Here is a 20,448-nt window from a genome sequence, read left to right on the forward strand (position 1 = left end):
CCCACTTCGGTGGGGGCCTGCTTTTTGTATGGGTTCTTCTTTAGGCGGCCGGGCCCGGGCGGCTGACGCGCGCGGCGAGGGGACGGGCCTGATCCGGCTCCACGGGTGGGAACCCACGGACCCGTCATCGCCGCCGCGCGCCGACCCTTACTTTGACACTTTTCACACCCGGGAACATTGAGCCCCGGCCCGCTGTCAGGCCCGCGCGTCGTTGGCGTAGCGCAGGCCGAGCTGGGCCCGGGCGCCGTCGAGCAGTTCCATGGTCCGCAGAGTATCCGCGAGGGGCATGGTTGGGCTCTTTGTGAGGCCCTGCTGGATGCAGCGGGTCACTTCCCGCAGCTGGTAGGTGTAGCCCGCACCGGCGGGGTCGAAGGTCTCGACCCGCGCTCCGCCCGGGCCGTGCACGTGCAGTTCGGTGGGATTGGGGATCTGGCCGCCGCCGGTCCGCAGCCAGCCGCGGCTGCAGGCAATGGTGGCACTGCCCGGTCCCGACGCAGAGATCGACGACGAGAGCTGGGCGTGCCGGCCGTCGTCGTACCGCAGGGTCAGCGCGTTCTGGGTGTCAACACCGCTTTCATTGAGCACGCCTGATGCAGTGACGCTGTCCGGAAAACCCAGGGCGCCGAAGGCCCATGTCAGCGTATAGACGGAGAGATCCAGCAGGGCACCGCCGCCGGCGGCCGGATCCCACATTCGGCTGGTCGGATCCACAGGAGCGGCGAAACCGAGGTCGGCCTGCACCCAGGAAGGGATGCCGAGCTCGCCGGAGGCCAGGATGTCCCAGGCCCGGTTGGTGCTGGGCAGGAAGCGGGTCCACAGCGCTTCCATCAGGAACAGGTTCCGGCTGCGCGCCAGCTCGATGAGTTCCGCTGCTTCTGCCGCATTCACCGTGAACGGCTTCTCGCACAGGACGTGCTTGCCGTGCTCCAGGGCGCTCTTGGCGACGTCGTAGTGCTGGGCGTGCGGAGTAGTGATGTAGACAACGTCCACGGCAGGGTCCGCGAACATGGCCTCAAACCCGGACAGCCCGGACGTGTCGGAATACGTGGCCGCGAAACCGAAACGCTCGGCAAAGTCCGCCGCTTTGGCGGCACTGCGGGAGCTGACCGCATAGAGCACGGCGTCCTCGAGCAGGGCAATGTCGGCGGTGACTTTCCCGGCGATGCCGCCGGTGGCAACCACGCCCCAGTTCAACGGGCGGCCGGTCGCGGCCAGGGGAGAGGGAGCGCCTTCTTCGGCGCAGGGCGGACGGACAAAGTGTCGTTGCTCGGTGGTGCGGGTCATGCGGACGTAGCTCCTCTGCGGATGATGTGGACCAGGGGGGTGAAAGTCTAGGCGGATTCCCGGACGACGAGGGACGTGGGCAGCCGGTGGACCCGTTCAGCCGGGCGGCCTTCGATCAGCTCCACCAGCAGCTCGGCCATTTTCTCGCCCAGTGCAGCAATCGGATGGTGGATGGTGGTGAGCGCGGGGCTGAGGCTGGTGGCGTAGTAGTCGTCGTCGAAGCCGACGACGGCGATATCCTCCGGGATGCGCAGTCCGCGTTCCTTGATCACCGAGTAGGCGCCGGCAGCCATCTGGTCATTCGCAGCAAAAAGTCCGTCCAGCGGCTTGCCGCGGTCCAGCAGCCGGCGCATGGCGGCAGCGCCCGACGTCACGGTGAAGTCCCCCGTTTCCACGAGGGCATCATCGAGGCCGGCCGCACGCAGGGACGACCTCCAGCCGGCGAGGCGGTCCACGCCCGGCGGCATGTCCTGCGGGCCGGCAATGGTGGCGATATGGCGGCGTCCGTCCTCGATGAGCCTGGTTGTGGCATCGAAGGCGCCCTCTTCGTTGTCCACCTCCACGAAGTAGCTGTCGGCCACCCCCATCAGGGGACGGCCGGCAAAAACGAGCGGAAGGGAGCCGTTTAGGTGCGCCCAGGAGTGGTCCCCGCTGTGGTGGGACACCACGAGGACGCCGTCCACGTTGCCGCCCAGCAGGTACCGGCGGGTTTTCTCCGGGTTCGCTTCCGAGGAGGTAACCATGTTCAGCATGTAATCAGTGGTGTTCAAATACCGGGCGACGCCCTCCACGACGGTGGCGAAAAACGGATCCGCGAAAACCTTGGACGTGGATTCCGGGACCAACAGCGTCACCGTATAGGTCCGCCGGCTGGCCAGGGTGCGTGCCGCCCGGTTCGGGACGTAGTTCAGCGTACGGACTGCCTGCTCCACGGAACGGGCCAGATGCGGGTCAACGGACGGGGCGCCGTTGACCACGCGCGAGACTGTTGCCCGGGAGACCCCTGCCAGGGCCGCCACCATTTCGAGCGTGGGGGCGGGCCTGGCAGAGCCGGATTCGGTGCTCACTGTGTTCTCCCTGCACTGTCGGTCCGGGGGTGGGGCTGGCTTTCCACTGTACCGGCGGGCTTCACACAGCCGGCGCCGCGGCGCGGCTGGCAGCAATCATACGGCTGTAGGCCCGGCCGCTGTCCTTCACGGTGCGCTGCTGGGTATCGTAGTCAACCCGGACAATCCCGAAGCGCCTGCTGTAACCCCAGGACCATTCGAAGTTGTCCAGCAGCGACCAGACGAAGTAGCCGCGGACGTCGGCTCCGGCATGGATGGCCCGGCCGACCGCATCGATGTGGTCGAGGATATACTGCGTGCGCTCTGGGTCGGGCACGGTCCCGTCCGCGCTGACGGCGTCGTCGTACGCCGCACCGTTTTCGGTGACGTAGAGCGGCGGGAGGGACGGGTACTCCTCGCCGAGCCGCACCAGGAGCTTGCGCAGGCCGTCGGGGTTCACTTCCCAGTCCATGGCCGTGCGGGGCAGGCCGCGGCTGGGGAAGGTGATGTGTTCGGCGCCGATCCAGCACGAGGCGGCTTCCTTGCCGGCGCCCCCGCCATGGCCGTCAGCTCCGGTGGTGTCCGGATGGCCGCTGATCATGTCGTCGTGGTAGTGGTTCACGCCGAGGAAGTCGATGGGCGCTCCGATGACGTCCAGGTCTCCGGGCCGGATGACCTCGCCAAGTCCAAACCGTTCCAGGTCCGCCAGCGTGTCCTCCGGGTAGCTGGCCAGCAGGATCGGGTCGAGGAAAATGCGGTTCTGGAGGGAATCAAAGAGCCGGGCTGCTTCCAGGTCCACGGGATCATTCGGATCGCGGGGGATCGAATTGCTCAGGTTGAGGGTGATGCCCAGGTTCTGTGCACCGCGGTTCCTCAGTTCGGTTACTGCGAGGCCATGGGCCAGATGCTGGTGATGGACTGCCGCAACGGCAGCCCGGGGCTCCTGGCGGCCCGGAGCATGGACCCCGGACCCGTAGCCCAGCAGCGAGGAGCAGAAGGGCTCGTTAAACGTGGTCCAGTGCTGCACCCGGTCGCCCAGGGCGGAGTAGACGTCGTTGGCGTAGTCCACGAACCGGTAGGCCGTGTCCCGGTTGGCCCAGCCGCCCTTTTCTTCCAGCGCCTGCGGAAGGTCCCAGTGGTAGAGGGTGAGCCAGGGCAGGATGCCGGCCCCGAGGAGTTCATCCACCAGTCGGGAGTAGAAGTCCAGGCCCTTGGCATTGGCGCTGCGGCCGCCGGGCCGCACGCGGGCCCAGCTGGTGGAAAAACGGTAGGAGTCCAGTCCCAGGTCCTTCATGAGGGCCACGTCGGCGGGCATCCGGTGGTAGTGGTCTACGGCAACTGCGGGGGTGTCTCCGTTGAGGATGTTTCCGGGAGCGGCGGCAAAGGCGTCCCAGACGGAGTCCTCCTTGCCGTCTTCGCGTGCCGCTCCCTCAACCTGGGCCGCGGCGGTTGCCGATCCCCAGATGAAACCGTCCGGCCAGGTGTTCTCCACCGGGATGTTGATTGTCATTAGCCCTTCACTGCTCCCTGCATAATTCCGGATATAAGTTGTTTGCCTGCCAGTACAAAGAGAACGAGCAGGGGGATGGTTGCCAGCACTGCGCCGGTCAGGACCACCGAGTAGTCCACATAGCGGGCGGACGACAGCTGGCTGAGCGCGGTTTGAAGCGTGGGATTGCCCGCATCAAGGACCAGCAGCGGCCAGAGGAAGTCGGTCCAGGCCATCATGAACGTGAACAGGCTCAGGATGGCCATGGCCGGCTTGGCCGCCGGCAGTGCCACATGCCAGAAGGTCCTGATCATGTTGGCGCCGTCCATGCGGGCGGATTCGATCAGCTCATCGGGGATGACGTCCACCAGGTACTGGCGCATGAAGAACACGCCGAACGCCGTGACGAGGCTCGGGATGATTACGGCCCCGATTTCACCCGTCCAGCCGAAGGTCCGCATCACCATGAAGAGCGGAATGATGCCCAGCTGGGTGGGGATGGCCATCGTGGCCACCACCGCCACCATCAGGGCGCCGCTTCCGCGGAACTTGAGCTTGGCGAAGGCGTAGCCTGCCAGCGTGGAGAACGTCACCACCGAAACCGTGATGATCGTGGAGATGAGAATGCTGTTCCAGAGGGCGGTCCAGAACGGAATGGTGCCAAAAACCTCCGCGACGTTGGTCCAGAAGTTTCCGCCCGGAAGCAGCGGGGGCCACTCCAGCCCCAGTGCTTCATTTGTCCGGCTGCCGACGACAAAGGACCACCACAGCGGATAGGAGGAGCCCAGGAAGAAGGCCAGGAGCAGTCCGTAGGTCAGGTAGCCGGGCTTCAGTCCGTTGCCGAAGATCCGCTGGTGAAGCGGCCTGCCGGTGCGGGCGGGCGCGGAGGTTCTCCGCGCCGTGTTTTTTTCCAGGAGGCTCATTTGCGTTTCCCTTCGGCGCGGCGCTGTGCCCGGTTTCCCGGCTTCTTTGCATCGGCGGACGCAATCCGTTTGGAGATGGAGAAGTTGACGATGCCGATAATCACGATGAGCAGGAACAGCAGCCAGGCAATGGCGGAAGCCTTGCCGAAGTTCTGCCGCTGGAAGCCCATCTCCCACAGATAGAGCACGGTGGTTTGGAACTGGCGCTGGGCGCCGCCGGCGTCCGTGGGATCGAAGAGGCGCGGTTCGGCGAAGATCTGCAAACCGCCGATGGTGGAGGTGATGATGACAAAGATCATGGTGGGCCGGATGCTCGGCAGCGTGATGCTGAAGAAGCGTCGGAAAGCTCCGGCTCCGTCGATCGCCGCCGACTCATAGATGTCGCGGGGAACCGCCTGCATGGCGGCGAGGAGGATCAGCGCGTTGTAGCCGGTCCACCGCCAGTTGACCATCGTGGCGATCGCTATGTGGCTCGGCAGGGTGTCGGTCCGCCACATGATCGGATCAATGCCGAAGTTGCCCAGCAGGTTGTTGATCAGCCCCTGGTCCTCGCCGAACATGTTGGTGAAGATCATGGCGACCGCCACCGGGGTAACGACGTAGGGCAGGAGCACGCTCATCCGCCAGAACGTCTTGGCCCTCAGGTTCTGGTCCAGGACCGCGGCGATGAACAGGGCGGCGACGAGCTGCGGGATCGCGGAGAGCAGGAAGATGCTCATCGTGTTTCCCAGTGAGTTCCAGAAGAACCGGTCCTGCAGCACCTCGGTGAAGTTGGACAGCCCGACGAACTCGCCCTGCCCCTTGAGGAGGTGCCAGTCGTGCAGCGAGACGAAGAAGGTGTAGACCAGCGGAAAGAGGCCCACCAGCGCGAAGAGCAGGAAGAAAGGGGAGATGTACAGGTACGGGGAGTATTTGAGGTCCCAGCCGCTGAGGCGGTATTTGAACGGGGACTTGGTCTTGGGTGGCGCCGCAGCGGGTGCGGGGCGTTTCACGGTTACGGTCATGGCGATTCTCGCAGTCCATCCGGGGGCCTCCGGCACTGCCGGAGGCCCCGCGCTCGACGATTTGCTAGTTGTTGACTACGAGCTCGTTCAGGAGCTTCATGGCCTCATTCCAGGAGGCTTCACCGTCAGCAGCGCCTGCATCAAGTTGACCCAGTGCGGCGCTGAACACCTTGTCCTGGATGATCGAGTCCTGGGGACCCTTGAACTGCGCCTTCACGCCTTCCGCCCGAGAAGCGAGGATGGAACCGGTGGGGGCGTTGTTGAACAGCTCGTTCGGGGCGGCTTCTGAAGCAAGCTGCTCCTGGGCCTCGACAGTGCTGGGGAAGTTGTTGGCCGCTGCACTCTGCTTGACCTGCTGCTCCGGTGCGGTCAGCCAGGCTGCCAGCTTGGCGGCTTCTTCCTTGTGCTCCGAAGTCTCCGGTACGGAGAGGAAAGCGCCGCCCCAGTTGGAGGCACCGCCGGGGAATACATCGGCGAAGTCCCAGCCGGCTTCCGCGCCGGCTCCGGCGGATTCGAGCTGGGTCTGGATGGTGCCCAGCATCCAGCCCGGGCAGACGAAGGTTGCGAAGGATCCGTCGGTGAAGGCTTTGCCCTTGCCCCAGTCCCACTTCTTCTCGTTGGCCGACAGGCCTGCCTCGGTGCTCGAAGCCAGCTGCATGAACTGTTCCTTCATCGCGGCATTGTCCTCGATGTTCAGTTCACCGTCGGCGGTGTAGTATCCCTCGTCCATCTGGTTCACCATGGAGTTCCAGACAAAGCCTGACTGGTCGTACCAGGCCAGGCCGGTCTTGTCGTGGTACTGCTGGCCGATCTCGAAGTACTTGTCCCAGGTGGCGTCGTCTCCGCCGAAGAGTTCAGCCACCGCTTCACGGTCACTGGGCAGCCCTGCGGCTTCGAAGAGCTTGCCGTTGTAGCAGAGGCCCTGCGGGCCGATGTCGGTTCCGTAGCCAATGACCCGGCCCTCGGAATCGGTGCCCTGCTCGTACTTCCAGTCGACCCAGTTGTCCTTGATGTCCTCCGCGCCGTATTCGTTGAGGTCAACGAACTGGTCGGACACTTCCATGATGGAACCGAGCCAGCCTTCTTCAATGGCTACAACGTCGCTGAGTCCGGACCCCGCCGACAGCTTGGTGAAGGCGTCGGTCCGGGCATTTTCGCCGCGGTCAATGTTGTTGTCATTGATTTCGATGCCGGGGTTGGCGTCTTCGTACTCGTCGTACAGATCCTCGTACCCGAAGGTTCCGAAGGTCGTGACGCTGAGTTCGATGGGGTTCTCGGCACTGGCGGCTTCCTGGTCGCCGCCGCCGCAGCCGGCGGCGAGCAGTGCCACTGCGGCAGCACCTGCAATCGCCGCTGCGGGGTATCGGAAATTCTTCACGGTCACTCCTTTGTGTGTGGGTAGAGCAGTAGATATCCCGGGCAGTGGACCGTGCTTCGTGGTTCTGGTGAGGCGTGATCAACGGAAGCGGGAAGGGAGGGGAAAGCTGGTACAGAGTCCTACGCTCCCGCGGAACCTGACGGTGCCGGGCCCCAGTGTCAGAGAGCGCTCTCTTGACTTTCCCTTCACCCTAGGAGTGATGAGCGTCACTGTCAAGAGAGCGCTCTCTCGGATTTCAAAAAGGTCTCCATGGGGGATGTCAGCGGGTGCGCTGGACAGGGGAGACCCTGTATCCGGTTCCCTGCTCGGAGCGGTGCCGGAGTTTCTCCCTACCCTTCGATTCCCGTGAGGACGCCCTTCAGGATGGACAGAACGTCGGCGTCCAGGCCCGGAAGCACGAAACCGGCAGTGGCAGGGTAGGACGTTGCCCCTTGCCAGTCTGACTTCACCGGCACTCCGTCGACGCACCAAAACGTATTCCCCCTCGCGACCGTCGACCTCCAGGACAACCTTGAGGGCGTCCCGCGGGCCCCGCGGGTCTGAATAGTATCGGGTCCGCGGCGCACGAAAGAGGCAGAAACCGCCGTCGAAGGATCGTCTTCGTGGAATTGGCGGAACTCCCGTTGGGGAGCTGCGGAGGCCAGAAATTCTCTCAGCACCAGATGCGCGGCATAGCTGGGAATCGGGGTGCGGGCGTCTCGTTCCCCAAACTGTTCCGCAGCCCGGACTTGGACCTTGATGTTTTGGAGATGATCAACGTACCTGTAGGCGCTCCAGCCGAACACATTGGCGGCGAAGCGGGTTTCCTGAAACAGGTGGACGACAGGTCCGCTTGGGATCCTGAAGGCAAGCGTTGTCTGGATCCGGTCTTCAGACAAATGGCGAATCAAACCGCCGATCTTGGCGCCGCCTTCATGAAAGGAGTTGATTTCCGTCGTTGTCATGAGTGCAACGTAGCGCAACGGCGTTGCGCTGAGACTCAGGCGCGAACGCCGGGCGGTGCAGGGGAGTGCTGATCGGAGCGCTGCTCCGGTCATGGCCTGATCTCTTACGCGACCAGGAAAAAGTAAAAGGAAAGATGGAGGGCGAGATTCAGATGAAGAGTCTTCAACCCCAGGCGTAGTGATGCCAGGACGAATCCGAGAGCAAGGATCGACAGGCTCGGCAGGACGTGAACGGGTGCGAAGCTTTGCGGAAGGAACACTGCGTGGCCGAGCCAGAACATGACCGCACTGGCAGCGAGCACACCCCATGGTGGAAGCCGCTCTCGCAGGTAGCTCTGCAGCAGCCCGAAGGTGAGGTAGTTCTGCCAGAACACGGAGACAGTCATCCAGAACATGTACAACGCCACGGGTGCCTCCAGTTCGTAGCGAAACGGCACCGTGAAGGCCAGCACGAGCGGCAGCGCGTACAACCAGCTCGACCACGAGCGGGCAAAGAGGACCCGGTTGTAGCGAGGATGTGCGAGCAGAAGGACGATGACAATGATGAACGCCATGATCGTCTCGATAAGTATCGACACGTCAGCATCACTGGTGAAGAATTTTCCGGCACCGTTGGCTAGAAGTCCCGGCGTAAGATACCACAGGCCGAGCCATGTTAAAGCCGCCAGTCCGAGCATCGTCCATGAAAGACGAGTCCGGGTGCCGGGGATCGTTGTACCCGTTTTGGGTGGCATAGTCACGACGGAAACCTGGAAGTCATGGGGTCACACTACCGACGTGAACGCCTGCTCGCTGCGTACAGGCGGCAATCCGATAAATCAGCCACAACCGGGTGGGCGGGTAATGCAGGGAGGTGTCCTGAGGGTAGCTGCCGAGGCCACCCTGCCTGGCATGTCGGACCGCGAAGCCGATCAGATCATGGCGCTCGACCAGGGGCGGGGGATCCGGCATCCCTTCACCTGCGATCTGATAAGACAGCGAGTCCTGTCCGAGATTCGCGGCGATCCGGCAGTTCGGCGCTGACGCCGTCGTCGTAGGCTCTAACCCGATCATGTTCCTCTCTGCCCGGGTTCCTCTCTGCCCGGATTTCCGGTGTACCGTTTTCTACTCTTCGAAACCGAGCCCAGAAACTCGCAGAGCGAAGGCGCGAGCTCGATGGCCCTGCCCGGGCCGTGGACGCGATGGAACAGCACTTGGCTTGTGAGCGGCAGGACCGGCAGAAAGGAAGACGGGGATCATGGATCTTGTCCTGCGAACACCAGGAGTAGACGAGCTCGGCGGGATCTGCAGCGTTTTGGGGGAATGGCAACACGACAGGGGACCACTGCAGCTGCATCCGGGCGATCTGGGCTGGTACTCCCTGCGGGGGCCGGCCGCCACTGCCGCCGCGACGCGCGTATGGTCCCGGGGCGACACGATCCTTGCTGTCGCCCTTCTCGACGGTCCGGAACTGTTGCGGTTCGCCGTCGCTCCGGCGCGGCGCCGAGACACAGCCCTTGCCCATCGCATCGTTGTTGACGTCAGCACTCCGAGGACAGGAATCCTCAGTGCAGGAGCAGCAACTGTCGAGGCGCGCGGTGCGGTTGCCCTGATCGAGCAGCTCGCGCAGAACGACTGGCGGCCCGATGACCCGTGGACTCCGCTCCACCACGATATGGCAGCATCGCCGAAGGCATTGGGCTCTTCGAAGGCATCCGGCTTCCGGATCGAGGTCGTGGAACCAAGTGACACCGCTGAGTGGGCGGCCGTCCACTGGTCGGCCTTTCGCGGCACCGAGGTGCCGGAGGAGCGCATCCAGCGTGTCGTGGACGGATGGCGCCTGGCTGCGGAAAGCCCCTTTCTCGGCCTGGCGCGCATCCTGTCCCTGCGGAGCCGGCACGGTCGCGTCGTCGCTGTCGCCGCGGTGTGGTCCGCGGGCGGCGGGCGGCCCGGGCTCATCGAACCGCTCGCTGTGCATCAGGAACACCGGGGTTGCGGATACGGCACCGTGATGACTCATGCGGCAGTGGACGCGCTCCGGCACATGGGGTCCTCGAGCGCCATTGTCTGCGCGGAGACCTCCAATGCGGGAGCCCTTGCCACCTACCGGGCGGCAGGATTCACAGCGCACCCGAAAGTTCCCGACTGGCATCGAAGTGCCTGACGCGTAAAACTCAGCGGCGGATGCTGACGGTGACCGTGAACTTCGGGTTCCGGGCGACTTCCCGGGTGGGCCCCACCAGCCGGTTCAGTGCCGGCTTGTATTTGAGGTGGCTGTTCCAGACGGTCCACAGTTCGCCGCCGGGCCGCAGTACCCGGCCGGCATCGGCAAAGAGCTTCAGGGCAATCCCGGCATGCACGCTCGCCCCGATGTGGAACGGAGGATTCAGCACCACGAGGTCCTCGGACGCGTCCGGAAGCCCGGCCAGGGCATCGTCGCGGCGCACCTGGACCCGGTCGGCGACACCGTTCGCAGCGGCGGTCAGCGCCGCGGACGACACTGCTGCAGCCGACTGATCCGAAGCAATAACCTGCAGCTGCGGGCGGGTCAGGGCCAGATACGCGGCGATGGCTCCGGTGCCGCAGCCCAGGTCAACGGCCCGTTCCGCGGGCCGAGCCTCCGCCAGACGGGGCAGCAGGAAGCGGGTGCCGATGTCCAGGGCGGGGCCTGCGAAAGCAGCCCCGTGGGCCCGCAGCTCCAGCGGCGCTGCCAGGCCGACGTCGTGCCGCCCGGACAATGGAAAGCGAGCCTCCGGCCGCGCCTCGGGAGGCAGGGGAAAGCCGGCCGTCAGGATCCGTGATTTCTGCCGCGCCAGTCCTGCCATCACCGATCCGAAATACCGCCCGAGGACCTCGTTCATGGCCGTGGACATGTGCTTGACCCGGCCGCCCGCATAAACCCGGACCCCGGGAGCAGCGTGCGCGGCGATCAACGCGGCAATCTCCTCCAGTGCGTCGAGGGACCGGGGCAGGCGCAGCAGCACCACCCGGGCACCTTCCACCAGAGCCGGTTCCAGGCCGTGGTGGCCGTACGCGCCCTCCAGTCCCAGCAGCGAGGCATTCCGGTTCAGCGCCTGCTCGCCGCTCAGCGGATCCTGATGGACCCGGATATGGCTGATGCCGCGGTTGGCAGCCGCTCCCAGCGTCAGCGCACCGTAGGAATCACCGACGACGACGACGGCGCCGTCACCGCCGTCCGGGCCGGACGCCGCAGCAGCCAGATCGGCGGCAGCGGTGTCCAGCAGGAGTAAATCGGCGGCGTCCCACGCCTGCAGGTTGTCGGCTTCCACATCCGGCCACCGGCCCAGACGGGAGAAGTCGAAGGCTGCGGGGACGGCGGAATCCGCGCGGGAGTCAGTCAAGGTCAATCCATTTCGTTCCAAGGGGGACCGGGTCGGAGGCTCCGGCGGTCAGGGCGGCCAGCCGGGCATGGAAGGAGTCCAGTGCGTCAGGCGTGTCCGGGAGGGCGACGTGAAGCAGTGCGCCGGCGGCGGTGTAATCGGTGCCCAGGACGCTGACACCGGCTGTGCGCAGGTCATTTTCCAGCCGGCCTGCGGCGGAATGTCCCGCGGGAATGCCGTAAAGCTGCATTCTGCGCCGTCTGATCAGCCGGGCGCCGGCCACCGCGGAGGATACCGATTCGGAATAGGCGCGCACCAGCCCGCCCGCACCGAGCAGGATGCCGCCGAAATAGCGCACGGTCACCGCAGCGACATCACTCAGGTCCGCTGCGCCGTCGAACGTTTCGCGTTTCGTCAGGGCTTCGAGCATCGGCAGCCCGGCAGTGCCGGAGGGTTCGCCGTCGTCGCTTGAGCGCTGCACGCTCCGGTCCGGGCCCAGGACAAAAGCGCTGCAGTGGTGCCGGGCGTCGTGGAACTCGCGGCGCAGGCCAGCCACCAGGGCGCGGGCGGAGTCCTCGCTCTCAACCCGCCGCAGGACGGTGATGAAGCGTGAACGTTTGATCTCCAGCTCGTGCCGGTGTTCGCCGGCAACGGTGGTGTACCGTCCCTTGGTTCCGACCTGTTCATCCACCTGTCCAGTTTAGGTGCTGGGCGCCGGCGTTCCTTCCTCCGGGTCCGCGTCGGTCGGCGCCGGTGCGCAGGCCGCAGTGGCAGGCGGTAGCCTTGGCGCATGCTGAGAGTAGGACTGACCGGTGGAATCGCCGCGGGAAAATCGCTGGCCGCACGCACGCTGCAGGAGCTGGGGGCGCTCGTCATTGACAGTGATGCCCTGGCCCGGGAGGTGGTGGAGCCGGGAACCGACGGGCTGGCCGCCGTCGTCGAAGCCTTTGGCTCCGGCATGCTCGACGGCGAGGGCCGGTTGGACCGCCCGGCCCTGGCCGCCGTCGTCTTCAGTGACGCGGACAAGCGGAACACCCTGAACTCGATCGTCCACCCGCGGGTGCGGGCGCGGGCGGCGGAACTGGAGCAGCAGGCTCCGGCGGGCACAGTTGTGGTCCATGACATTCCGCTGCTCGTGGAGACCGGACAGCACCGGAATTTCGACTTTGTGCTGGTGATCGATGCCCCGGAAGAGGAACGGATCCGTCGCATGGCGGCCGACCGGGGCATGAGCGAAGAGGCGGCCAGGGCCCGCATCGCCGCGCAGGCCGGAACCGCTGAACGCGCAGCGGCGGCCGACGTCGTCCTCGTTAATGACGGTACGGCGGAGCAGCTGGTGGCGGCCGTGCGCCAACTGTGGCAAAACCGTCTGGTGCCGTTGAACGAGGACCTGCTGCGGACCGGGAGGTGACGCCCTTTTCAGGGGTTCAGCCCTCAGCTAACCGGGGGCACTGCGGACGTGTACTGACCGCAGTGCGGAGTAGCGTTTAAGCATGAGTCTTGCGCAGGACATCAAGAGAGTTGTCGCCCCCTTCGAAGTAATCAGCGATTACTCGCCCGCGGGCGACCAGCCCACCGCCATCAAGGAACTCGCCGAACGCATCAGGGCCGGCGAAAAGGACGTGGTCCTGCTCGGCGCCACCGGTACCGGTAAGAGTGCGACGGCGGCATGGCTGGTGGAGCAGGTGCAGCGTCCCACGCTGGTGATGGTGCAGAACAAGACCCTCGCCGCGCAGCTGGCCAACGAATTCCGCGAACTGCTGCCGAACAACGCCGTCGAGTACTTCGTCTCGTACTACGACTACTACCAGCCCGAGGCCTACGTGCCGCAGACGGACACCTTTATCGAGAAGGACTCCTCCGTCAACGAGGAAGTGGAACGGCTGCGGCACTCCGCCACCAACGCACTGCTGACCCGGCGCGATGTCATCGTGGTGGCCACCGTGTCCTGCATCTACGGCTTGGGAACGCCGGAAGAGTACATCGAGCAGATGGTGACTCTGCGCCGGGGACAGCAAATGAACCGCGATGACCTGCTGCGCCGGTTCGTGGCGATGCAGTACGCCCGCAACGACATGGACTTCCACCGCGGGACCTTCCGGGTCCGCGGGGACACCGTGGAGATCATCCCGATGTACGAGGAAAACGCGATCCGGATCGAGTTCTTCGGTGACGAGATCGAGAACATCTACACCCTGCACCCTCTGACCGGTGACGTGATCCGCGAGGAAGAGGAAATGTACGTCTTCCCGGCTTCCCACTATGTGGCGGGCGAGGACCGGATGCAGCGGGCCATCAAGCAGATTGAAGATGAGCTGCAGGTCCGGCTGGCCGAGCTGGAGTCCCAGAACAAGCTGGTCGAGGCGCAGCGGCTGCGGATGCGCACCACCTATGACCTGGAAATGATGCAGCAGATGGGCTTCTGCAACGGCATCGAGAACTACTCCCGGCACATCGACGGCCGCGGACCGGGCACCGCCCCGCACTGCCTGCTGGACTATTTCCCCGACGACTTCCTGCTGGTGGTGGACGAATCCCACGTCACCATTCCCCAGATCGGGGCCATGTACGAGGGCGACATGTCCCGCAAGCGCACCCTGGTGGACCACGGCTTCCGGCTGCCCTCGGCCATGGACAACCGGCCGCTGAAATGGGATGAGTTCCTGGAACGGATCGGCCAGACGGTTTACATGTCCGCCACGCCGGGCAAGTACGAGCTGTCCAAGTCGGACGGCTACGTGGAACAGATCATCCGGCCCACCGGCCTGGTGGACCCGGAGGTCATCGTCAAGCCGAGCAAGGGCCAGATTGATGACCTGCTGGGGGAGATCCGCACCCGCACCGAGCGCAATGAACGCGTGCTGGTCACCACCCTGACCAAGCGGATGGCCGAAGACCTGACGGGGTACCTGCTGGAGCACGGGGTCAAGGTGGAGTACCTGCACTCCGACGTCGACACCCTTCGCCGCGTGGAACTGCTGCGCGAGCTGCGGATGGGCACCTTCGACGTGCTGGTGGGCATCAACCTGCTCCGTGAAGGTTTGGACCTTCCCGAGGTGTCCCTCGTGTCGATTCTCGACGCCGACAAGGAAGGATTCCTCCGTTCCTCCACCTCGCTGATCCAGACCATCGGCCGTGCCGCGCGCAACGTCTCCGGCGAGGTGCACATGTACGCGGACCGGATCACCGACTCGATGGCGAAAGCCATTGACGAAACCAACCGGCGGCGCGCCATCCAGGTGGCGTACAACAAGGACCACGGCGTGGATCCGCAGCCGCTGCGCAAGAAGATCGCCGACATCACCGATTCCCTGGCCCGGGAAGATGCAGACACTAAGGCGCTGCTGGCCCAAGCGGCGGAGAAAAAGAACCGCAAGACCGCAGGCAAGGGCAAGGGCGGCATCCGCAAGGACGGTCTCGCTGCTGCTCCGGCCGAGGATTTGGCCGGGCTGATCGCGTCCATGACGGAGCAGATGCACGCTGCAGCCGCCGAGCTGCAGTTCGAGCTGGCTGCCCGGCTGCGCGACGAGGTGGGGGACCTGAAGAAGGAACTGCGCCAGATGCAGAACGCCGGGCACGCCTAAGGGGCGCTTCCCTCCGCCCGGCGGAAGCCGTCCGCGTAATGCGGAACCCATGAAGTGCGGCGCCGCCTCTGCGGTGCGGGGGCTGCCGCCGGTTCCGGCTAGAGTAAAGCCGGGCCGGGGAGCGCTTCGCTTCAGACCAATTCAAGGGGGCAGGCGGGGTGGGTCGGGACGGTCGTGCGGCGCGGGGGCTGCAGATGCAGCAGACACTGGTTTTCGACTTCGACACGCTCGAACAAAAGAACGCGTTTCCGAATCTTGTTCCCGATGAAGAGCTCTTCTGCGACCGGCGTTCGGAAAACGGTCCCGAACAACAGGTTTCGTTTCCCGGCATACTCCGAGCTGCGGACCTCCTGAGCCGTGAAATCCTGCTTCTGGATGTGCAGCTGCTGGACGGCGCGTTTTTCCTCAGCAGCGGACCAGCCGCAGTCAGGGCCATCCTGGCCAGGACCGCCTCGTTCGACCGGACGTTCGCTGTCGTCGCCCGAAAGCCGTCGCTGGAAGAGAGCCTGCGGTCGCTCCTCTTGGGGAGCGGTCCCCCCAGCCAGGTTCTGGCGGAGTTCGACTTCTCTTCGCTTTCGATGCACTGGGCCGTTCCGCGCGTCCTCGGGCAAGTGCTGCATACCAGGAACAGCGAAAGGCTCCGTAGCTGCAAGAAGTCCGAGGTTGCCCGGACAGTGGCAGCGGAGCTGCAGGCAGCGTGGGAGTCTGCGAACCCTGAGCACCATGTCGACAGACCCACTGGGCCGTTCGCCCGGATGGCTAACGCCTGGCAGGAATGGTTTGAGGAAGCTGCCGCCGGCCATATCAGCGTACGGACGTGGAGCCCCGAAGGCTTTAACCTCAAGGATGCTTTGAATCGTCGACCGTATACGGATCCTGTCTCCGGAGACGTCCCGGAGGTTGGTGAAGCTGCCGCCGCTCTCGGACGGATCGACCGCAGGACGGTTGCGCTTTCCTACCTTGAGGAGCACGCCCCGCAGCTGGCCGGACGTGAAGGGTCTCTGGAGGACTGGTGGATGGGCGCATACTTTGATGCCCTCGCGAAACAGCACGGAACTAACTGGCTGCGGTTCAGCGCCGATAAATCACAGCCGGAAACCGTACGGAGGGTTTGGTACCGGCGCCGTCGCGCTCCCCACGATGGAGCAACCATTCAGTTTCAGGGCAGTCTTGTGGCCACCTTGCATGACATGCCGCCCCAAGCGTATGCGGTCATGCGTCATCAGGCCCGTCAGGCCATCCAGGAATGGCAGGCTAGTCCGAGCCAGAAAACCTCCGACGGCCTTGCCTACGCCGTTGCGCAGTCGAACGTAGCGGTAAGCCTGTCCGAAGACCGCAAGGCAATGTGGAGGAGGATTGGATTCACAGTTTTCCCCGCCGCAATAGGCACGCTGACCGGCGGATTGCTCTCCAACCTTATTGCCGGCATTGGTTCTGCCATTGCTACCGTGGTACTTGGAGTTCCGTTGGTGGAATTCGCTGAACTGCATGCAACACGAAAGAAAAAGATGAGAGCCCATATCCACTTTCCCGCGGCGCCGCAGTAATGGCGGACGAGTCCCGGCAGTTGGTTTATTCCTGGGAAGGACCGCCAAAACTTCAGTTGTGGACGGAGGAGGTTTTCCGCAACGGAAGGTCCTGGCGGCAGCACCGGCTTGTGGCCGAAGACGGAGCCCCCGGCGTGGTGGTGGTGGGTGTGGCAGACGGACACTTCGCCATGGTTGAGCACTGGCGCCCGGCAACCGGACGGGGGTTTCTTGAGTTTCCCCGGGGCTTCGGCACGCCGGGAATCCCGGACTCTGCGGACGAGGCGGCCATCAGCGACGCGGGGCGGGAACTGACGGAGGAAACGGGCCTGCAGGGGAGGCAGTTCCACGTCCTCGGATCCGTGTGGGCTGACAGTTCCCTCCTGCAAGGCCACGCGACCGTGGTTTCCGCAACATTGGACCTCACGGCCCCTGATGCTCTGAATGACCACGAAATCGATGCGTTCCGCTGGGTCCCCGTAGACCAGGTGCCCGTGCTGATGAGGACCGGTGCTATCGCTGACGGGTTGACCTTGTCGGCCTATGCCTTGTGGCTGGCCCGCCAGAACCGGTAAGGGGCGCTTCCCTCCGCCGGCGGAAGCCCTCCGCGTAATGCGGAACCCGTGAAGTGCGGCGCCGCCTGCGATAGACTTCTTGGCGGCGCAGGGGAGTATCCGCCCGCGCTGTATCCGTCAGCACGCGGGGCATCGTCGTCCCGCCGGGTGCAGCGGGTACCCGCAGACCGCTGGGTCTACGGGTGCCGGAGAGACCTGCGCTCACTGTCGCGCCCGAAAGGTCCATTTACATGCCCGAATTACCCGTGGTCTTTGAGGTCGGCACCTTTGTCGTCCTCGGGATCGTCCTGCTCTTCGACCTGCTCCTCGTCGTCAAACGTCCGCATGAGCCGTCGATGAAAGAGGCCGGCCTGTGGGTTGGCTTCTATGTCGGGCTCGCGCTGGCATTTGCCGGTGCCATGTTTGTATTCACCGGACCGGAATACGGCAGCCAGTTCGTTGCCGGCTGGGTCACCGAATACAGCCTGAGCATCGACAACCTGTTTGTCTTCATCATCATCATGGCCCGCTTCTCGGTACCGCGTAAGTACCAGCAGGAAGTGCTGATGTTCGGCATCATCATCGCGCTGATCCTGCGCGGCATCTTCATCATCATCGGTGCAGCCGTCATCGAAAACTTCAGCTGGGTGTTCTTCATCTTCGGCGCCTTCCTGCTCTGGACCGCCTACAAGCAGGCGACCGACAACGGCGAGGACGAAGAAGAAGGCAGCGACAACAAGCTGATCGGCAAGCTGCGCCGCGTCCTTCCCATGACGGACAAGTACGATCAGGGCAAGATCCGCACCGTGGTGGACGGCAAGAAGGTCTTCACCCCGATGCTGATCGTCTTCATCACCATCGGCGTCACCGACCTGATGTTCGCCGTGGACTCCATCCCGGCCATCTTCGGCCTGACGCAGAGTGCCTTCATTGTCTTCACCGCCAACATCTTCGCCCTGATGGGCCTGCGCCAGCTGTACTTCCTACTGGGCGGCCTGATGGACCGGCTCATCTACCTCAAGCACGGCCTGTCCGTCATCCTGGCGTTCATCGGCGTGAAGCTGATCCTGCACGCGCTGCACGTCAACGAGCTGCCGTTCATCAACGGCGGCGAGCATGTTGCCTGGGCTCCCGAAATCCCCACCTTCGTATCGCTGGCCGTGATTCTCGGCACCATCGTCATTGCCACGGTGGCATCGCTGCTCAGCCCCAAGGCGAAGGCCGTCCAGGCCGTTGCCACTCTGGAGAATGCGCTGAAGGTGTACCGCAACCTCGGGGAAGACGCCCCGCACGAGGAGCGGGTGGAAGCCTACGACAAGGTCGCTGAAAGCTACCGCACCGCATCCACGGTTGCCAAGGACCGCAACGACGTCGAAATGCCGGAAATCTCGGACCAGGCCAAGGAGGAGTTCCGGGCCAGCAACCCGCGCCTGCAGAACCCTGCGCCGGTGAAGGACCAGACCGAGCAGTAGCAGCACCGCACCACAATAAACCGCACCACAGTAAACGCAGTACAAACAGCAAGCGCCGCCCTCCCGAAGGAGGGCGGCGCTTTGTGGTTACGGCTCCGGCTGTTTACGGCTGCGGCTCGTCCCGGACCATCCCGAGCAGGCGGTTAAAGATGCCCTCGCCGTCGTCGGCGATCCCGTCGTGGTGGAAGTCGGCGCTTTCCCAGACCTGCAGGCCGCGCACTGCTGCGGCCGTTTCCAGCGACAGGTCGCGGTCCACGTAAATGTCGTCGGTGTAAACGGCCGCTGCCACGGGAACACTGTTCCGGGCGAGCTGTTCGGGGTCGTACAGCGCCGGCCAGTCCCGGCGTACCGCCAGCAGCTCGGCCGTCTCCTTCAGCGGAGCCAGCGCCGGGTCCTCGTCAAAGTACCAGGGATAGACCATCTCGCCGGTGTACAGCGGTTCCCCGGCACCGGGCTTGAACTCCGGAAACTCCTCCAGCACACGCGCGGCAGCCCAGTTGGTGGCGGCCCCCTGGCCGTAGATGGATTCGTGCATCACCGCGTACAGCGGGTTGGACGCCCGGCTCACCAGCCCGTGGACCGCTTCCAGGAAAGTGTCGGACAGCGGTTCGCCGTCCGGGGTGGGCACAAACGCCTCCTGCAGCAGGTAGTGCAGCCCGTCCATGCGGGTGTTGCCGCCCAGGAAGGACCCGGCCATCTGGAAGCGCTGCACGGTCAGGCGCTCTCCGGAGGGCAGGAACTCCGGTGTCTCGCTCAGATGCCGGGCAATCCGGGTGGTCAGCACGCGGTCCTGCGGATACTTGGCGAAGTACTCGGCGTTGCGGGCAGCAACCCGCCGGAACGTCGCACGGTAGACGCGTTCCGCAGGTCCGGTGAGCGGCGCCAGCCCGCCGGTGATGAGGGATTCCCGGAGTCCGTGCGGAGCAAAGGATAAATAGGTCAGGGTGCAGAATCCGCCGTAGCTTTGACCGTAGGTGGTCCACGGACCTGAGCCCAGGGCTGCCCGGATCAGTTCTGCGTCAGCCACGATCGAGTCGGCCCGGAAACGGGCCAGATAATCAGCCTGCGCTGCGGCGTCTCCACGCAGCGGCAGGGTTTGCCGGTTTGCCGGGGTGGACAGCCCCGTGCCGCGCTGGTCGAGCATGAGGATGCGGAAGTGCTTGGCCGCAGCCTTGGTCCAGCCGCCGAACTGCAGGAGCCGGTTGCCCTTCCCGCCGGGACCGCCCTGCAGGTACAGGAGCCAGGGCAGTTCCTCCGCCTCGGGCTGCGGCATCGCCGCGTCCGAGTATTCCCGGGCGAATACCGTGATGGTCTCGCCGCCGGGCCGGGCGTGATCCAGCGGAACGGTGAAGCGGTGGTCGGTGACCCGCATTCCGCGGATGGTGTACGGTGCCGAGGCGGTGTGCGGAACGCTCATGCCGGCTGTTCCGATGCCGCTTCCGCAGGGGCCGCAGCGCCGCCGAAGGACTCCAGGGCGGGGCCGGTGAGGCGGTACGTGGTCCACTCGTCCTGCGGACGGGCCCCCAGCGAGTTATAAAAACGGATGGACGGCTCGTTCCAGTTCAGCACGCACCATTCCACCCGGGCATACCCGCGCTCGACGGCGATTTCCGCCAGCGTGAGCAGCAGCGCCTTCCCGGCGCCCTTGCCCCGGGCCGCCGGGCGGACGTACAGGTCCTCCAGGTAGATGCCGTGCACGCCCTCCCAGGTGGAGTAGTTCAGGAACCAGAGTGCAAAACCCTGCACTTCTCCGGCTTCCTCGGCAACGTGGGCAAAGATGGCCGGATGCTCCCCGAACAGGTTCTTCTCCAGATCCTGCACCGTGTTCTTGACGGCATGCGGTTCTTTTTCGTAAATCGCCAGGTCGTGGATGAGTTCAAGGATGACAGGGACGTCTTCGGGGCGTGCGGGGCGGATCTGCATG

General features: G+C 64.7%; 18 protein-coding genes. 6 read left to right on the top strand and 12 right to left on the bottom strand.

Annotation, left to right across the window (positions count from 1 at the left end; translation table 11 throughout):
- Nucleotides 1-195: 195 nt before the first annotated feature.
- From WKB88_RS17190 to WKB88_RS17225, 8 genes are all read right to left on the bottom strand, one after another.
- Nucleotides 196-1,284 carry a Gfo/Idh/MocA family protein gene (locus tag WKB88_RS17190; protein WP_341395784.1) on the bottom strand — a complete coding sequence of 363 codons (1,089 nt, stop codon included), beginning with the start codon at nucleotides 1,282-1,284 and terminating at the stop codon, nucleotides 196-198.
- A 47-nt stretch (nucleotides 1,285-1,331) separates the two neighbouring features.
- Complete coding sequence (locus WKB88_RS17195) at nucleotides 1,332-2,306, bottom strand: LacI family DNA-binding transcriptional regulator (RefSeq protein WP_445818952.1); 975 nt, start codon at nucleotides 2,304-2,306, stop codon at nucleotides 1,332-1,334.
- A gap of 106 nt (nucleotides 2,307-2,412) precedes the next feature.
- Complete coding sequence (locus WKB88_RS17200; RefSeq protein ID WP_341395786.1) at nucleotides 2,413-3,840, bottom strand: GH1 family beta-glucosidase; 1,428 nt, start codon at nucleotides 3,838-3,840, stop codon at nucleotides 2,413-2,415.
- On the bottom strand, nucleotides 3,840-4,742 hold the full coding sequence (locus tag WKB88_RS17205) for a carbohydrate ABC transporter permease (RefSeq protein WP_341395787.1): 903 nt from the start codon (nucleotides 4,740-4,742) through the stop codon (nucleotides 3,840-3,842). The genes WKB88_RS17200 and WKB88_RS17205 overlap by 1 nt, the downstream gene beginning before the upstream one ends.
- Nucleotides 4,739-5,746 (bottom strand): carbohydrate ABC transporter permease, encoded by a 1,008-nt coding sequence (locus WKB88_RS17210; protein ID WP_341395788.1) that lies wholly within the window; start codon nucleotides 5,744-5,746, stop codon nucleotides 4,739-4,741. Before WKB88_RS17210 ends, WKB88_RS17205 begins: the two co-directional genes overlap by 4 nt.
- Before the next feature lie 64 nt (nucleotides 5,747-5,810).
- A complete protein-coding gene (locus tag WKB88_RS17215) occupies nucleotides 5,811-7,124 on the bottom strand; it encodes an ABC transporter substrate-binding protein (RefSeq protein ID WP_341395789.1) in 1,314 nt (437 codons plus the stop codon).
- A 329-nt stretch (nucleotides 7,125-7,453) separates the two neighbouring features.
- Entirely contained in the window at nucleotides 7,454-8,068 is a 615-nt protein-coding gene (locus WKB88_RS17220) for a hypothetical protein (protein WP_341395790.1), read from the bottom strand.
- Between the two features lie 104 nt (nucleotides 8,069-8,172).
- Nucleotides 8,173-8,808 carry a hypothetical protein gene (locus tag WKB88_RS17225; RefSeq protein WP_341395791.1) on the bottom strand — a complete coding sequence of 212 codons (636 nt, stop codon included), beginning with the start codon at nucleotides 8,806-8,808 and terminating at the stop codon, nucleotides 8,173-8,175.
- A 497-nt stretch (nucleotides 8,809-9,305) separates the two neighbouring features.
- Here WKB88_RS17225 and WKB88_RS17230 point away from each other — a divergent pair, with 497 nt between their 5' ends.
- Complete coding sequence (locus tag WKB88_RS17230; RefSeq protein ID WP_341395792.1) at nucleotides 9,306-10,211, top strand: GNAT family N-acetyltransferase; 906 nt, start codon at nucleotides 9,306-9,308, stop codon at nucleotides 10,209-10,211.
- Between the two features lie 10 nt (nucleotides 10,212-10,221).
- Here WKB88_RS17230 and WKB88_RS17235 read toward each other — a convergent pair whose 3' ends face one another.
- Entirely contained in the window at nucleotides 10,222-11,409 is a 1,188-nt protein-coding gene (locus tag WKB88_RS17235; protein WP_341395793.1) for a class I SAM-dependent methyltransferase, read from the bottom strand.
- On the bottom strand, nucleotides 11,402-12,079 hold the full coding sequence (locus WKB88_RS17240; protein WP_341395794.1) for an IMPACT family protein: 678 nt from the start codon (nucleotides 12,077-12,079) through the stop codon (nucleotides 11,402-11,404). Before WKB88_RS17240 ends, WKB88_RS17235 begins: the two co-directional genes overlap by 8 nt.
- A 99-nt stretch (nucleotides 12,080-12,178) precedes the next feature.
- Here WKB88_RS17240 and coaE point away from each other — a divergent pair, with 99 nt between their 5' ends.
- The 5 genes from coaE (at nucleotide 12,179) to WKB88_RS17265 (ending at nucleotide 18,524) form a co-directional block, all read left to right on the top strand.
- Complete coding sequence (gene coaE / locus WKB88_RS17245) at nucleotides 12,179-12,799, top strand: dephospho-CoA kinase (RefSeq protein ID WP_341395795.1); 621 nt, start codon at nucleotides 12,179-12,181, stop codon at nucleotides 12,797-12,799.
- A gap of 82 nt (nucleotides 12,800-12,881) precedes the next feature.
- Nucleotides 12,882-14,972 (top strand): excinuclease ABC subunit UvrB, encoded by a 2,091-nt coding sequence (uvrB, locus tag WKB88_RS17250; RefSeq protein ID WP_341395796.1) that lies wholly within the window; start codon nucleotides 12,882-12,884, stop codon nucleotides 14,970-14,972.
- Nucleotides 14,973-15,166: 194 nt separating this feature from the next.
- On the top strand, nucleotides 15,167-16,519 hold the full coding sequence (locus tag WKB88_RS17255; RefSeq protein ID WP_341395797.1) for a hypothetical protein: 1,353 nt from the start codon (nucleotides 15,167-15,169) through the stop codon (nucleotides 16,517-16,519).
- A 110-nt stretch (nucleotides 16,520-16,629) separates the two neighbouring features.
- Nucleotides 16,630-17,073, top strand: a complete 444-nt coding sequence (locus WKB88_RS17260; RefSeq protein ID WP_341395798.1) for an NUDIX hydrolase — start codon at nucleotides 16,630-16,632, stop codon at nucleotides 17,071-17,073.
- Between the two features lie 230 nt (nucleotides 17,074-17,303).
- Nucleotides 17,304-18,524 carry a TerC family protein gene (locus WKB88_RS17265; protein ID WP_445818950.1) on the top strand — a complete coding sequence of 407 codons (1,221 nt, stop codon included), beginning with the start codon at nucleotides 17,304-17,306 and terminating at the stop codon, nucleotides 18,522-18,524.
- 103 nt (nucleotides 18,525-18,627) lie between these two features.
- Here the strand turns inward: WKB88_RS17265 and WKB88_RS17270 are convergent, their stop codons facing one another.
- The gene (locus WKB88_RS17270) at nucleotides 18,628-19,941 is read right to left on the bottom strand and encodes an alpha/beta fold hydrolase (protein ID WP_341395799.1); all 1,314 of its coding nucleotides are present in this window, start codon (nucleotides 19,939-19,941) and stop codon (nucleotides 18,628-18,630) included.
- Entirely contained in the window at nucleotides 19,938-20,447 is a 510-nt protein-coding gene (locus tag WKB88_RS17275) for a GNAT family N-acetyltransferase (protein ID WP_341395800.1), read from the bottom strand. Before WKB88_RS17275 ends, WKB88_RS17270 begins: the two co-directional genes overlap by 4 nt.
- Between the last annotated feature and the right edge of the window lies 1 nt (nucleotide 20,448).

Source organism: Arthrobacter sp. G119Y2 (genome assembly GCF_038069765.1).
Taxonomy (GTDB): Bacteria; Actinomycetota; Actinomycetes; order Actinomycetales; family Micrococcaceae; genus Arthrobacter_B.

Bases quoted from the DNA above. Each gene is read 5' to 3' on its own strand.
- WKB88_RS17190 (WP_341395784.1), bottom strand. From the start codon at position 1,284: ATGACCCGCACCACCGAGCAACGACACTTTGTCCGTCCGCCCTGCGCC.
- WKB88_RS17195 (WP_445818952.1), bottom strand. From the start codon at position 2,306: ATGGTGGCGGCCCTGGCAGGGGTCTCCCGGGCAACAGTCTCGCGCGTG.
- WKB88_RS17200 (WP_341395786.1), bottom strand. From the start codon at position 3,840: ATGACAATCAACATCCCGGTGGAGAACACCTGGCCGGACGGTTTCATC.
- WKB88_RS17205 (WP_341395787.1), bottom strand. From the start codon at position 4,742: ATGAGCCTCCTGGAAAAAAACACGGCGCGGAGAACCTCCGCGCCCGCC.
- WKB88_RS17210 (WP_341395788.1), bottom strand. From the start codon at position 5,746: ATGACCGTAACCGTGAAACGCCCCGCACCCGCTGCGGCGCCACCCAAG.
- WKB88_RS17220 (WP_341395790.1), bottom strand. From the start codon at position 8,068: ATGACAACGACGGAAATCAACTCCTTTCATGAAGGCGGCGCCAAGATC.
- WKB88_RS17230 (WP_341395792.1), top strand. From the start codon at position 9,306: ATGGATCTTGTCCTGCGAACACCAGGAGTAGACGAGCTCGGCGGGATC.
- coaE (WP_341395795.1), top strand. From the start codon at position 12,179: ATGCTGAGAGTAGGACTGACCGGTGGAATCGCCGCGGGAAAATCGCTG.
- uvrB (WP_341395796.1), top strand. From the start codon at position 12,882: ATGAGTCTTGCGCAGGACATCAAGAGAGTTGTCGCCCCCTTCGAAGTA.
- WKB88_RS17255 (WP_341395797.1), top strand. From the start codon at position 15,167: ATGCAGCAGACACTGGTTTTCGACTTCGACACGCTCGAACAAAAGAAC.
- WKB88_RS17265 (WP_445818950.1), top strand. From the start codon at position 17,304: ATGCCCGAATTACCCGTGGTCTTTGAGGTCGGCACCTTTGTCGTCCTC.
- WKB88_RS17270 (WP_341395799.1), bottom strand. From the start codon at position 19,941: ATGAGCGTTCCGCACACCGCCTCGGCACCGTACACCATCCGCGGAATG.
- WKB88_RS17275 (WP_341395800.1), bottom strand. From the start codon at position 20,447: ATGCAGATCCGCCCCGCACGCCCCGAAGACGTCCCTGTCATCCTTGAA.